This window comes from Oceanobacillus timonensis, from assembly GCF_900166635.1.
GTDB classification, from domain to species: domain Bacteria; phylum Bacillota; class Bacilli; order Bacillales; family Amphibacillaceae; genus Oceanobacillus; species Oceanobacillus timonensis.
In genome coordinates, this window is the sequence record NZ_LT800497.1 from 3,416,016 (window position 1) to 3,430,293 (window position 14,278).

The 14,278-nt window shown below is 36.3% G+C and carries 14 protein-coding genes and 1 pseudogene; 2 read left to right on the plus strand and 13 right to left on the minus strand.

Annotated features, from left to right (window positions below; genetic code table 11):
- Positions 1 to 980: 980 nt before the first annotated feature.
- Positions 981 to 1,343 (minus strand): hypothetical protein, encoded by a 363-nt coding sequence (locus tag B7E05_RS16670; protein ID WP_080875270.1) that lies wholly within the window; start codon positions 1,341 to 1,343, stop codon positions 981 to 983.
- Between the two features lie 1,848 nt (positions 1,344 to 3,191).
- The gene (locus B7E05_RS16675; protein WP_080875271.1) at positions 3,192 to 3,401 is read right to left on the minus strand and encodes a hypothetical protein; all 210 of its coding nucleotides are present in this window, start codon (positions 3,399 to 3,401) and stop codon (positions 3,192 to 3,194) included.
- Positions 3,402 to 3,590: 189 nt separating this feature from the next.
- On the opposite strand from B7E05_RS16675, the gene B7E05_RS16680 reads away from it, so the two are divergent.
- Entirely contained in the window at positions 3,591 to 3,878 is a 288-nt protein-coding gene (locus tag B7E05_RS16680; RefSeq protein ID WP_080875272.1) for a hypothetical protein, read from the plus strand.
- Between the two features lie 725 nt (positions 3,879 to 4,603).
- Here the strand turns inward: B7E05_RS16680 and B7E05_RS16685 are convergent.
- From B7E05_RS16685 to groES, 11 genes and pseudogenes are all read right to left on the minus strand, one after another.
- Positions 4,604 to 4,798 (minus strand): DUF1653 domain-containing protein, encoded by a 195-nt coding sequence (locus B7E05_RS16685; protein ID WP_080875273.1) that lies wholly within the window; start codon positions 4,796 to 4,798, stop codon positions 4,604 to 4,606.
- 15 nt (positions 4,799 to 4,813) lie between these two features.
- Entirely contained in the window at positions 4,814 to 5,179 is a 366-nt protein-coding gene (locus B7E05_RS16690) for a hypothetical protein (protein ID WP_080875274.1), read from the minus strand.
- Positions 5,157 to 5,864, minus strand: coding sequence for a dCTP deaminase (gene dcd / locus B7E05_RS16695; protein ID WP_080875275.1), 708 nt, complete (start codon positions 5,862 to 5,864; stop codon positions 5,157 to 5,159). The genes B7E05_RS16690 and dcd overlap by 23 nt, the downstream gene beginning before the upstream one ends.
- Before the next feature lie 495 nt (positions 5,865 to 6,359).
- Positions 6,360 to 6,896, minus strand: a pseudogene (locus tag B7E05_RS22610) (N-acetylmuramoyl-L-alanine amidase); the annotation flags it as partial.
- A 96-nt stretch (positions 6,897 to 6,992) separates the two neighbouring features.
- The gene (locus B7E05_RS16705; RefSeq protein ID WP_080875276.1) at positions 6,993 to 7,238 is read right to left on the minus strand and encodes a phage holin; all 246 of its coding nucleotides are present in this window, start codon (positions 7,236 to 7,238) and stop codon (positions 6,993 to 6,995) included.
- A 12-nt stretch (positions 7,239 to 7,250) separates the two neighbouring features.
- A complete protein-coding gene (locus B7E05_RS16710) occupies positions 7,251 to 7,565 on the minus strand; it encodes a hypothetical protein (protein ID WP_080875277.1) in 315 nt (104 codons plus the stop codon).
- Positions 7,566 to 7,703: 138 nt separating this feature from the next.
- The gene (locus B7E05_RS16715) at positions 7,704 to 7,991 is read right to left on the minus strand and encodes a hypothetical protein (RefSeq protein ID WP_080875278.1); all 288 of its coding nucleotides are present in this window, start codon (positions 7,989 to 7,991) and stop codon (positions 7,704 to 7,706) included.
- Positions 7,992 to 8,055: 64 nt separating this feature from the next.
- A complete protein-coding gene (locus B7E05_RS16720) occupies positions 8,056 to 9,066 on the minus strand; it encodes a YheC/YheD family protein (RefSeq protein ID WP_080875279.1) in 1,011 nt (336 codons plus the stop codon).
- 145 nt (positions 9,067 to 9,211) lie between these two features.
- Positions 9,212 to 10,471 (minus strand): group II intron reverse transcriptase/maturase, encoded by a 1,260-nt coding sequence (gene ltrA, locus B7E05_RS16725; RefSeq protein ID WP_080874617.1) that lies wholly within the window; start codon positions 10,469 to 10,471, stop codon positions 9,212 to 9,214.
- Positions 10,472 to 11,155: 684 nt separating this feature from the next.
- Positions 11,156 to 12,787 carry a chaperonin GroEL gene (groL, locus tag B7E05_RS16735; RefSeq protein ID WP_080875280.1) on the minus strand — a complete coding sequence of 544 codons (1,632 nt, stop codon included), beginning with the start codon at positions 12,785 to 12,787 and terminating at the stop codon, positions 11,156 to 11,158.
- A gap of 83 nt (positions 12,788 to 12,870) precedes the next feature.
- Positions 12,871 to 13,152, minus strand: coding sequence for a co-chaperone GroES (groES, locus tag B7E05_RS16740; protein WP_080875281.1), 282 nt, complete (start codon positions 13,150 to 13,152; stop codon positions 12,871 to 12,873).
- A gap of 421 nt (positions 13,153 to 13,573) precedes the next feature.
- Here groES and B7E05_RS16745 point away from each other — a divergent pair, with 421 nt between their 5' ends.
- Positions 13,574 to 14,278 (plus strand): CPBP family intramembrane glutamic endopeptidase, encoded by a 705-nt coding sequence (locus B7E05_RS16745; protein ID WP_080875282.1) that lies wholly within the window; start codon positions 13,574 to 13,576, stop codon positions 14,276 to 14,278.

Consider the following 14,278-nt stretch of genomic DNA (forward strand, 5'->3'; position numbering starts at 1 on the left):
TCCTCATGTTTTTGCAGTTATCGTTATCTATAACATATAGTTTCATCATCGATTTCCCAAGTAACCTACCAGGGTTAATTATTCAGAACGAAGGTGCGGCATCATGTTACGAATCAATTGACTCCTTGAAAAGTTGATTTATGCTTGTCTATTGATGTCAGCGAACCCATGATGCTTACTACCTTACACTACTATTTACTTGTTATATATGTAATTCCACAAAAATGGAGTGTATAAACGTTTTGCCATGGAAAACGTTTAGCAAAGCAAAGTACAAACGCGATGAAAATATACGTATGTAACAAAGGAGGAATTCGGGGACAGCTATCACGACTAAAAATTTATATTTGTTAATTGGAATAATTATTATAGATATCCTAAACATCCTCAATTAATCGACTCACGAATGAAACGACTTCTAAAGAAACTAAAAAATGAGACTCCAAAAAATTTGGAAGTCTCTTGAATAACTTGCTTGATTTTTATTAAAATGCGGTCAAAATACGGTCATTTATTTTTTACCGCTAAGATCATTGTTGCAAAGGGGTTTGAGCGAATGATTTACATCATTCCGCCCACAATCCAAACAAATCCACAGATTTTCAAAAAGCCATTTCTTGTAAAAACTTTAAGTGATGATTAATTACTTAAAGCAAATTTATTTTCGTGTATATTCACAGTTGAATGCATTTTTTGTTAGTTTAAAAACTAACAACACGTATCCTTTTGACCATTATAGTAAAAAAACTTATTATTCCAGAAACGCACCCGATAGCAGAATAACACATGTAAATTAATTTTCTTAAGATTTTGATATGAAGTAATTTAAATGTCCAGCAAAAATTCCATCGTCCCTTTCATTATAACATTATTATATCACTATTTTGACATTTACCATAGAACTTCATAATAAATATTGTCTCAAATCCTTTTTAGTGAAAAGCGCCCTCTTATGGAATAGTAAAAATCGACAAACAGAATTATTTAAGACGGTTGTCCAGGGACTCAATTGCCAGTTTAATCGCAGTTAGACGACGCTCATTTACTGTTTTTTGAGGACTACCTTCTTTCGCTTTAGCTATCTGTTTTTCGATAGATGGAATGATACTTTGTAAAATATCTTTAGAAGTCGAAATGATTTCTTTATCATAGAAAAATTCCCTTTCATTCCAAGCGTTTTCGAGGCTTTCTAAACCGACTTTCACAGCGTTTCGTCTCTTTTTGACAAGGATTGTATTAGAACCTTTCTCGGTTATACTTTTATATGCATTTGAAAGTTTATTGAAGGTCGACTCCAAGGATTTAATGGACAAATCTTGAACTTCTCGGCTCACAGTCTTCATATACGATTCACCTTCCTTTTTAAAAATAATCCAACTGTTAAATATTTCTAATTAGACAATCTGGCCCGATTGTTGAAATAAAAGAAACCAACATATCTGCATAATTAAATCATACTTTATTTTAAAGAATAAACCAGCTAAAATAATTATGTAAACGAATAGAGATTTTATGCACTATCTTTTTTTTGGGTTTTAAAAGCTAATTCACAATCTTTACAATAAAGGTAACGAAAAACCCTTTCTCTTCATTTAAAGCCTTGCAACATGTAATCCGTCTTCCACACACGAAGACGTAATGATCTTCACATTGCAGAACCTATCGTTTATTTTGTAAACTTTTCTCTATCAGTTAACGTACAAATGACAACAATATGTTATAATAAAATGTAATAGACTGGCTTCGCATGAGGGGTTGGGCAGCAAGTCGCTTGTCGGTAGTCTTTGGGTTAATGGGAGACTTCCCGGGGAGGGAGGTGCTTGCCTATGGATATTGAAAGTACGTTAACGCTAATGATATCTTTCGGGATGTTAGTGGCGATTATCGTTTCTGATAATAACCATAAAAAATAACCCCTCCAATGCGTTCGCTGCGCGCTGAGGGATTATTTTTTATGATGCCGCCTAGCCCCTCTTGTTGGGGTTCAGTCTATTCGGCCGCTCATGTAACAGCATGGGCGGTCGTTATTATTTTATGACTTTCTATATTTATTATACCACATTTTTAACAAATGTACACTTTTACATGCTTAACAAAATATCCAAAAACATTTGATACCTCATTCATTTGTACATAGTCACGCTTTTCTGCTTATGAAGCTGGTTCATCATAAATTTGAACAAGTATTTGTTGAGGCATCGACCATCCTAAATCTGTATAATTTTCAATAAAATCCCATACGCTACTAAACCGTTTAATTCCATCCCAATCGATATTGTTTATGGTTTCTCTTATATTTTTTAGTATCTCATCAAATTTATCTGAAATTTACGATATTTTAATTTACTCTGATAGCTTTGGTATTTTAATTTGTAATGCTTGTTGAGTAGATGCTGCAATTTTCTTGGCAGAATCAGCAAACATTTTTTGATTTTGGTAATGTCGATTCAATAGGCACACCTCTTTTTAGTCTAATATTCTTCCAAATATTCAGCTTACACAAAGATAATTAACCAAGTCCTTTAAAGAACCATCAAAAAAATGAACGTATGCTTATTCCTTTGTTATTATAAAAGTCTTGGACTTTAATAATTTTGCCATTTTGTTCAACTCCTTCGCCTAGCTATTATTTTATCACCTTTCACTACTCCGCAAAATGGCCTGATTATTGAAGTAAAAAAAGTCAACATATCCGTATAATTATATCACACTTTATTTTAAAGAATAAATCAGCTAAAAATAACTATGTAAACGAATATAGATTTTATGCACTATCTTTTTAGGATATACCTCTAGCACATCAAAACAACTATATCATCTTCATAAATACATTTGAATACCAAAAAAGCCCGCCTCTCATTATTCAAACAAGAATAACAAGAAGCGGGCTTCTCTCTACAAGTTACTTATAATACGAGAGATGGACGCTTTCTGAGCGAATGATTTACATCATTCCGCCCATGTATCACCGTTGTTTATCGGGTTTTAATCTTTTATAAAAATCCTTTTATATAAGTATTTAAAAGATTTTTGTGTTTGTTATTTTATATAAATTGATAATGATTTTTAATTGTGTGGTGGTCAAAATATGGTCATTTGATCCAAAAAGAAATAGCTGTGTTTATTTATATATATAAATTTTCATTTTATTAATTATACCATAATTCGAAATAGAGGTCTTCTATCTTTTTTTATGCACTTCTTTTAACCGGACCGCAAGACAATATATTGTTTAGTTTAAAACTGCGGACCTGTTTTCTGTAGTAACAATATGCCAGAACCCGTTCTTCATCTATATCCACCACTCTAATAATACGTTGCGTTACATTGTTATCGCTATCCATATAATAAATCATGATTTTCTCTTTTCTGTCCATCGCACTTGTTAAAAATCCAATCATGTTTTATACCTCCATTTGACGAATACCCGTTCTCATTATACCATATACTATATACAAAACAAGAACAAGTGTACTGTTATTTTTTAACAAGAAAGGGCGGGTATACCTTAAATTAAAGGATGAACTTATTAGATTGGTATGATAAGCTTCTATAATGAAGTAATTAAATAATAAAAGGAGCATAGTAGCATGACAGAAAATTATAAGATATTTTTAGATGCGGTAAAGATGCACGAAGATCATTTAAAAGCAGAAATTAAAGCTTCGTTAGAACTTGAATCAGAGTCACCTTATATAGATGATTATCAAAAAAGAAAAACGATTGATGGTGATAATGAAATTGTCATTTTTATATCCAACAAAGAAATTAACGAATTTAACTACAATAAAGATATTGATAAACATTACCACAATCGAATTACCGGTAAAGCATTAAATCTTTGGTTAGATTACGTTATAGACAAGGTTAAAGTTTAAATAATGTGTATAGCCCCCACAACCAAGTGAGGGCTTATTTGTTTGCAAAAAAATACGCCCATGATGAGCGTATTTTTTAAAGTAATATTCTGTTTTTCAATCTTCGCTCCTTCTCCCCAGAAGAGCGTTACGGAGTTGTGAAAACCCCAAACAAAATACAAATAATAAATTATGAATTCTAATGCACACATCATGAATCTTTTGATATGTATGATTAAATTATATCATAAAAATTTATTATGTAAATATACAAAAGAATAATTAGTCTTAATTTTTTAACATAAAAAGGAGCCTGCAATATAAACAGCAAGCTCTTAATCTTCAAGTTACATCATATAAAGGATGGAGCTAAGGAAAAGAGTGATGACACCCTTCTGTAACCCTACGATGTAATTTTAGCTTATAAGATAAACCTTGTAAAGAGTTATAATGAAAGACGCCCGTTGTGCACACCGGACGCCTCATTGCAGAGTTACAGTTACTCATAAAGATGGAGGATTAGATTCATATAACTCTGCGGAAGAATTATAGCTTAAAATTTAAATCCCCCTTGGTGAAGTAAGGGGGTATTTCATTGAAGAACCCTGTACAAATGCTCCCCTAAATCTGTACAAAGATTACTCTTCAATATATTTATAGTCAAAACAATTAGTTTTTATTCCAAGATAAATCAAAAAAGGAAATTTAATTATTAAAGCTCCCACAGTGAAGTGAGGGCTATTTTATTAAGAATCTATTGGCTCAAAACGATTAACTATCTTTCCATTGTGTTCCACTTTTTCAAAAAACATAGAAGCTGGTCTGACGTATACATTCCCTTCCATATCTTTATATACTATCATTCGTTCGTTATTTTCCGTGTGAATTGCTTCTAAAAGCACTTCGTATTCTCTACCTTTAAAATGTCTATATTTTTTCATTTAATAACTTCCTTATTACTTCTTGTTTATTATGTAAGGTAAAACTTGTACTCCGCACAAAAGAATGTATAAAATAACTACAAAAACCCATGTTTTTTCATTTACTGCAAATCCTGCTGCTCCAGTTAATACCACATTTGCAATCGTATAGAATATCATTAGATTGCGGTGACTTTTATTTTCAGGTAAGCTTCTTAAATGTTGCTCAACGTGTTCATTAAGCATCTTATCAACATCTTGTTCAATCTGTGAAATCACGAAAGATAAGTAGTGTTCTTTTTCTTCTTTTGTCTTTACATAATATTCACTACCAAGAAGCTCTTTCAAAGTTTCTTCCTTTTGTATTTCAATTAAAAGTTCACGTAGCCGAGCTTTCCCCATTATTATCCCCTAAATTTTCTTTGATTATTTCAGCATATTTTTTTGCGTTACTTTTTATGTTATCCATTAAATTTAACCCCATTTGACTAGCTTCATCACCACTCAATTCACGAACTCCTGAATCTCTGAAATAGTTTTGTATTTCTTGGTCTAAATGTAGTTTGGATAATTGCACATCTTCACTTCCCATATATTTTGCGTCTTGTTTCCTATAAGGAAATTCAGATTCACTAGATAAACTTGCTATTGACAACTGGCAAAATTTAACCCCTGATACTAATTGAATAGTTCCGTTAGAATTATTAGTTAGCAAAAAACTTAATCTACCCTCATATCCTGGATTCATATAGCTGGCAGGGCTAACAACTAATCCTTTTAATTTAATACTATATCTTTCAAAAATTATTCCTGCCATATTGTTAGGTATTTTAAAATACTCAATAGATTGCACTAACACTGACTCATTTGGTTCTAGAATAAAATCTTCTTTGTTAATATCAAAAACTTCATAATCAGAATCTGAAACTCTATTCACTATAATATGATTAATATTAGATTTTTGTTTTTTTATTTGCGAATCAAGCGTTAAGTCAATAGTGGCTCCTTCGCAATTTTGTTCTAGAAAAGGAGTAACTAACTCATGTTTTACAGCCAACTCCCTTAAGTCTTTATCACTTAAAAGCATCTTTCCACCTCCTTGATTCCTTTTATTTAATTATGTAATACTTTAATATAATTTACAAGAAATTTTAACGTGAAAAAGTTTAAACTTAAAAAGCCCCCACAACCGTGAGGGCTTATTTTATACTTAAAATGTGCCGGCATTTAAACGTCTTTGCATCTCTTTAACTACTGTAGATGGGCGGCTTAGAACTCCATCTTGCGGAGTGCCTAGATGTTTTTGTAACGCTCTAATTGTTCCAGGTCCCAATTTGCCATCAGCGCCAGTACCAACTTTCTGCTGTAAGGCAACAATCACATTACTGCCACCACTACCAAATTGCACCGTAGTACCATACAATGCTTGGGTTACAGCGTTTCTAGGTTGTTTACTGATAAAACCATCAACCGGAGTGTTTAACGCTTCCTGTAGCGCTCGTGTTGTACTGTTACCCCATTTTCCATCCACATCAATGTCACCAGATGGATCAGGGTTACTCCCTCCATTATTACCGCCACCAGAAAGACCTAACGCCTTAGCAATGCCATTAGCATGTCCAAGGGCAATGCGATCAAGGTAAGCGTCTGATTTTAATTTGTTCGCATCAGCAGTTGTATCAATAAAGCCATTTTCTGTTAGGATACCGGGCATAGAAGATTGACGTAATACATGCAAGTTTGCGCGCTTTTTACCCCTATTATTGAAATCCACTTGCTTCATAACTTCTTCATGGACTCTATCGCGATAAGTTACAGTGTTATTAGAGACACTTCCATTATAAATATAGTCTTCATAACCAGTACCTCCACCAGCATTGATGTGAATAGATACAAAGTAATCAGCGCCCCAACTGTTTGCATCATTTGTACGTTGGTTAAGAGATACTGTCTTGTCTGTTGTACGGCTCATTCGGATACTGTGACCTGTATAATCACGATTTAAAATATTTCTTACTTTCAGAGCAATCTTCAAAGTAAGAGCTTTCTCCTGTAAACCATTTGCAGCTGCACCTGGATCTGTACCGCCATGTCCTGGATCTAAATAAATTTTTGCCATAATAAAATTCCTCCTCTAATATTTTGTATTAAAAAAACAGCTTGCCCGCATGAGCTAGCTGCTTATAAATTAAAAAGAGCAGCTTTTAACTACTCTTTATTTAAGCTTTGTTTTCTTATTTTGCTTGGCATCTTTAAGAATTCGATCGGCTTCCTGTGCTTCTTGAGAAACAGAATTGTTTTTCCACCATGTCCATATTGCCACAACGGCTAATACTACCGCTGACACTCCTTCATAAATTTCTTCCTCGGAAAATGGTAATGGGTTCCATCCAAAAGTGACTAATACCTGATTAAACAATAAAACTGCCAGTACCGCTAACCTTGTAATTGCTTGTTGCATAATATCCTCTCCTTAAATAAAAAATTCAAATACGATAACCACAACGGCAGTAACCAATCCCCCTGCCCCTGTAATGCTGATAAACCATTTCCAAAAACTAGATAGGTTCATCTTTTTTGTTTCGAGGTGATGACTTATCAGTTTATTAAGCAAGTCTTTTTGCTCTTTGTTATGGTCATCCATATTAACTTTCATATCATCTAATTTCTCAAAAACCTTCGCTTGCTGAGCTTCGACGTTGGTCAGTCGTCTTTCATGGTCCAGCAGTATTTCAGGAACTGCTACCTGTTTATCATTCATTTCTGCCAACTCCTCCGGTTGTGGCATGTTCGACCCCCTACTACATCAGACATTAAAAAGAGGCTAGCGTAGCGCTAACCTCATAAAAATAAGCCTTTCTCGGCTTTAATAAATGGATATCACAACCTTTCAAGGCATGAAAAAAGACACCTCATAACGAGATGTCTATGACTTTTCTATACTTTTTGTTTCTTGCCGGACGAACACAATTAAGTTTTTATTTTCGTCTATAACTCTATCAACTACACTATAAAGAGTCATATTTCCGACTCGATTCATTTGGTGAATGGCATATGACAAGAAGTAATCATTCTTCAATAAATCCTCTCTATCAAACTCATTAGTTACTTCTTTATTTTGAGTTATACCTGATTCAACATCAACGAAATAATTTTTATTACTGGTGTTTCGTAGCTCGAATAAATCAATTTTGTTAAAATAATCTATTTTCATTTACATCTCCCCCTACTACCTATATCGGCCTAGAAGAAGGAATTTTAAAGCATAAAAATACATTTTAAATTATATTTTTAATTAAATATTTATAGTACTCGCAACGTAACAGCGCAACCTCGGCTCTTATATTAGCAACCGTTGGAATACTATTCACTTCGAATAAATAAAGTTCACCATTTTCATCTATTCCAACGTCCATACCTAATGTCATCAACTCTGTGTTTCTTACTTCCTCTATTTTGTAAGGAAAAGCGTTTCCGAGGCCTTTAAGTTTTTTTAAAATCACTTTTTGCTTATCAGGAAAATTAGCAGTTAAGAACTGTTTAACATCAGCAATACCTCCACCTTGGTTTACGTTAGAGATAACCTTTTGACCAATGCCAATACGAACATAAATTTTAGCTATTTCCCATTTTCCCGACCCATTTTTTTCTACATGGATTCTGCAATCAAATGGGTCATCTTGCTGCGCAGTTCTAGAACAGATAAATTTTTGGATTATATGGTTCTTGTTTGCAATATTTTTTTCATAAAAATCCTTGAATACTTCTTCCGTATATTCTGTGTCACTTGTCCTAAATCCAACAACATACATATCATCTCTTTTGCGGACACGGTAAACTCCTTTTCCCATTAAACCATTAACGGGCTTTATTACCACCTCAGAATATTTGTCTATAAATTCTAAGATATCATTAAAATCAGCAATGTGTTTCGATGGAATAATATATTTATTAAATTTCTCATCTTCAGCGAATAGCTCTTGTAAACGATCTTTGGAAATTCTATTCAGACCGTTGTCTGTTAAATAAGCGTTCTTCCGCAAGTATTTAGATAGCTTTTTGCTTTTTGTTAATGAATATGGGGAAATATCGATAATTCTAGGCAATTCTGTTTTTATTCTTTTCCACTTATCCCCCACTAACAATCTACCATTGACAGAATTATTCTCCATGTCTACATCTTTCGGATGCATATATAAGATATCTAATCCTTCCCCTTTACATACTTTTGAAAATAATTTTGCCGTTGTACTAGGGTTTGTAAAATTACGCATAAAACCAATTATCACTTCATTCACCTACTATATAAATTATTAACTAAGATTATACCATAGTAGGGATTTGTAAGGATATACAGCAATCGAGTAGGAGGAGGTGACTAACCTCCGACCTCTCACACCACCATACGTACGGTTCCGTATACGGCGGTTTCATTTATGTCCAACGCTTCGTTAGATAGCTATTAGTTAGACTCTTCAAACCTTGTTCTGACCAGTATTGGTCACCAAGCGCTCTATGCAAGATAGGGCTATTGGCGGTTCGCCAATAGCTCTTTCTTGTGTTTGCCCATTCCCACGCTTTTCCTTTCTTGATTCCTTGTTTCACGAGATTCTTGTGTTTCGTTTTCACTTTCTTCCACTCTTTCCAACGTATCATTCGTAGACGTCTTCGAATCCATCCGTCGAGTTCCTTGAATATCGTAGGTGTTTCTGCTAACTGGTAGTATCCCAGCCAGCCTGCGAGATATTGATTCAGTTTCTCTATTCTGTCCCCCATATTCATTGATTTCTTTCGAGACGTTAATTCTCGGATTCGTCGCTTGAAACGTTTGATACTTTCTTTCGCAATCCGTATCTTGGGATTTTCCTTATGAAAGGTGAATGAGAATCCAAGGAATTTACGTTTCCATGGGCGGTCTACCGCACTTTTCTCTTTATTGACTTCCAATTTCATCTTCTTCTCTATAAAGTTGGTGATACTTTCCATTATTCGGTGTCCTGCTCTTTTCGAACGGACATAAATATGAAAATCATCCGCATAGCGCACGAAATGGAGTCCTCTTTTCTCTAACTCTTTGTCCAGTTCATCCAGGACAATGTTTGAGAGAAGCGGACTTAACGGTCCGCCCTGAGACGCTCCTTCTGTATTCGGATGTACCACTCCGTCTTCCATGATTCCTGCTTGCAGGAATCTGCGGATAAGCTGAAGGACTTTCGGGTCTTTGACCCTCCGACTTAGCGTCCGCATCAAACGGTCGTGGTTTACTTTATCGAAGAATTTCTCTAAATCCATATCAATCACCCAGCGATATCCGTCCTTCATATATGCCCTGGCTTTCCTTACAGCGTCATGACCTCGACGCTTTGGGCGGAAGCCATAGCTATTTTCCGAGAAGGTCGGGTCATATATCGTGGTGAGCACTTGTGCGATGGCTTGTTGGATAAAACGGTCTAACACGGTGGGAATACCCAGTTTCCTCATACCGCCGCCTTCTTTATGGATTTCGTAACGGCGAACTGGTTGAGGGTAGTAGGTACCCGTTTCTAGTTGCTCCCGAATAGAAGCCCAGTGTTCCATGATATGCGCTCGTAGGTTTTGTACGGGCATTCCATCAACTCCGTGACTTCCTTTATTGCGCTCTACACGATGCAGAGCTGTCATTAGGTTTTCTCGTGCTAGAATTTGTTCCAACATGTTATCTAACTCCTGCGTGAATTGTCCTTTCTTCTTGTGTGGCAATGTCTCTCAGCCCTTCTAATGTCCCCCGCGGGATTCACCGCTTCCTCCATTAGGAAGGTTTCATGTTTCTGCTTCTTCGAGTATTGCGTACGCGAAGTGGCAATTCTCCTTAAATGATTCAGCCCTTCCCAGATATTCTAGAACTATCTGGTACTACGGCTTCGGCTGACTTCTGATAGTTCAGTGAACATTCGCATGTTCAGTTACGGCATGTGTACCGCATTTCTATCAGACCTCCCAGGGTAAGTACACACTCTTCCTCCCCATATCCCTTCTTCATTTACTCTATGCACCCTTTGGCAGTAAGGGCTTTGACTTGTTATGCAGTCTCACCCAAGTACATCTAGCCTTCTATGAAGTTTGTGTTCCTAAGGGCGGGGGTTTGCCGCCGACTTCCTTCAGATTCTGGGTCACCCCCAGACACCCTTGTCTTGAGCTAACCACTACTACTGCCTTCGTGATTCGGGACTTTAACCCTAGAGAATGTGCACATGCCTGGCACACAGAAAAAGAGACTCCGAAAAATTCGGAAGTCTCATGAATAATTTGCTTGATTTTTAGCGAAATGTGGTCAAAATGCGGTCAATTATTTATTTATACCACTAAAACCGTTGTTATGACGGGGTTTGAGCGAATGATTTACATCATTCCGCCCATACCGCCCATTCCACCCATGTCAGGCATTCCGCCGCCTTCATTTTCATCCGGTCTATCTGCTACGACAGCTTCGGTAGTCAAGAACATTGCTGCAACAGATGCCGCGTTTTGAAGTGCATAGCGGGTTACTTTTGTTGGGTCTACAATACCAGCTTCAACCATGTTTACCCATTCGCCGGTTGCTGCATTGTAGCCGATACCTACTTTTTCACCTTTTAGACGTTCTACAATAATAGAACCTTCTAAACCAGCATTGTGAACGATTTGACGAACTGGTTCTTCTAATGCTCGCAGTACGATGCTTGCACCAGTTGCTTCGTCGTCGGTCAAGCTAAGCTCGCTTACTTTTTCATAAATATTTACGAGCGCTGTACCGCCGCCAGGAACCATTCCTTCTTCTACACCTGCACGCGTAGAGTTCAGTGCATCCTCAATGCGGAGTTTACGTTCTTTCAATTCTGTTTCTGTAGCTGCACCAACTTTAACAACAGCAACACCGCCTGCTAATTTTGCCAGACGCTCTTGTAATTTTTCTTTATCAAAATCAGAAGTAGTTTCTTCCGCTTGTGCACGGATTTGTGCTACACGGCTGGAAATAGCCTCTGGGTCTCCGGAGCCTTCCACTACAGTTGTGTTATCTTTTGTTACGACAACTTTGGAAGCACGTCCTAATTGTTCAATGGATGTTGATTTAAGATCTAAGCCGAGATCTTCTGTGACAACTTCTGCACCAGTAAGAACAGCAATATCTTCCAGCATTGCTTTACGACGGTCACCAAATCCTGGAGCTTTCACAGCTACCGCATTGAATGTACCGCGTAGTTTATTTACTACTAAGGTAGCAAGTGCTTCGCCTTCTACATCTTCTGCAATCATAAGAAGCGGCTTACCTTGTTGCACCACTTGTTCTAATACTGGTAATACTTCTTGGATATTTCCAATTTTCTTATCTGTAATTAGGATATAAGGATCTTCCAGTACAGCTTCCATTTTGTCCTGATCAGTAACCATATAAGGAGAAGCATATCCGCGGTCGAATTGCATCCCTTCCACTACTTCCAGTTCTGTGTTAAATCCTTTTGATTCTTCCACAGTGATAACACCGTCATTGCCCACACGTTCCATCGCTTCAGCAATTAGTTGTCCAACTTCATTGTCACCAGAAGATACAGATGCAATTTGCGAAATCGCTTCTTTGCTTTCAATTGGCTGAGAAATGCCTTTTAGCTCTTCTACTGCCAATGCTACTGCTTTTTCAATACCACGGCGGATTCCTACTGGATTTGCACCGGAAGTAACGTTTTTAAGTCCTTCTGTAATCATTGCTTGAGCAAGGACAGTTGCAGTTGTTGTACCATCACCGGCAACATCATTTGTTTTTGATGCTACCTCAGATACTAACTGTGCACCCATATTTTCAAATGAATCTTCCAGTTCAATTTCTTTTGCAATGGTTACGCCATCATTTGTAATTAATGGAGAACCGAATTTTTTATCTAAAACCACGTTACGACCTTTTGGTCCTAATGTTACTTTTACTGCATCAGCTAAGGTATCTACTCCTCGCAGCATTGCACGGCGAGCGTCTTCACTAAATTTAATGTCTTTAGTCATTGTTCATATTCCTCCTTCAAATTGATTCACGGTTTCATTTCATTGTTAAAACTTTCTCTTAAAGATTCATCGTATATTTTTAATCAGTTGACAACTGCTAAAATATCATTTTCACGAAGAATTAAGTATTCAGTACCTGCATAATTTACTTCAGTACCAGCAAATTTAGAGAAAATAATGTGATCTCCTTCAGAAACTTCTAGAGCAATGTTTTCTCCATTTTCCACACGCCCAGAACCTACTGCAATAACTTCACCTTCTTGCGGTTTTTCTTTTGCAGAGTCTGGAAGTACGATTCCGCTTGCAGTTGTTTCTTCTTGTTCAACAAGTTTGATAACAACACGATCTCCTAATGGTTTAATCATGTAGAATTGCCTCCTTAATCCCAAATCATTTTTATTTTTTATTAGCACTCTACACACTCGAGTGCTAACTCCAATTAATATGATAATTAATTTTTGGAAAAAATGCAAGTATGACGCTGCATTATTTTTTGAAAATAGGTCCGCTTTTTTTACACCAGGAAAGTATAAAATTTAACGCAAAAGCCCTTCGATGGGACAAGTAAGCGCAGTCCCAGTCCCGGCTTGGCATTCACCGATAGACTTGCACGCAAGCCTATAAGGGATTCTAAGAAAGCAAAATACGATTTTAACTCTCCTTTTAACGCATGCCACGTTTTTCTTTATTGTTTCATGCATGATTCTGTGTACTTCTGATTATAATTTTCCATAACAGTTGTGTTAGAATATACTTTATGATGATTATACTTGAAGGAGCGTTTTTATGACCCGAAGATATATATATGTCATACTTACATACATCATTATGCAATTCTCCGTTTTTCTTGCAGCACCTCTACTCGCATTTGTATTTGATATTGAACTTGCACTTGCCAGTATTTATTGGTCTGTATTCAGTTTTGCTGCCGGTATTGTTGTTGTTATCTGGCTTTTAAAACCGGAAATACAAGCCCCGAATCACCGTGATGCAGCTGGTGCTGGCGGAATTATTGGCTGGTCTGTTTTGGGGATTATTTTAGCTTTCCTTTCCCAAGGGCTGGCAGCCACCATTGAAATGGAATTGTTCGGAATCGATCCCGGTTCGGAAAATACACAAGGTATTATGAATATGGCCCGGGCAGTACCCATTTTTGTTGCTCTTCCGGCTATTTTTGCTCCGATATTGGAGGAAATCATTTTTCGGAAGATTATTTTTGGATCCCTTTATAAAAAAATGAACTTTTTCTTCGCGGCCATTATATCTTCTATTATTTTCGCCGTGATTCATTGGGATTTCTTGCATCTATTAGTATATACAGCAATGGGATTTGTTTTTGCATTCCTTTATGTACAGACAAAGCGGATTCTTGTACCTATTATCGTACATGCCGGTATGAACACACTTGTTGTTTTGGCTCAGCTGTCATTAGATCCAGAAGAAATTCAAAAGCAACTCGATCAATTACAACTCATATTCTTTGGAGGTTAA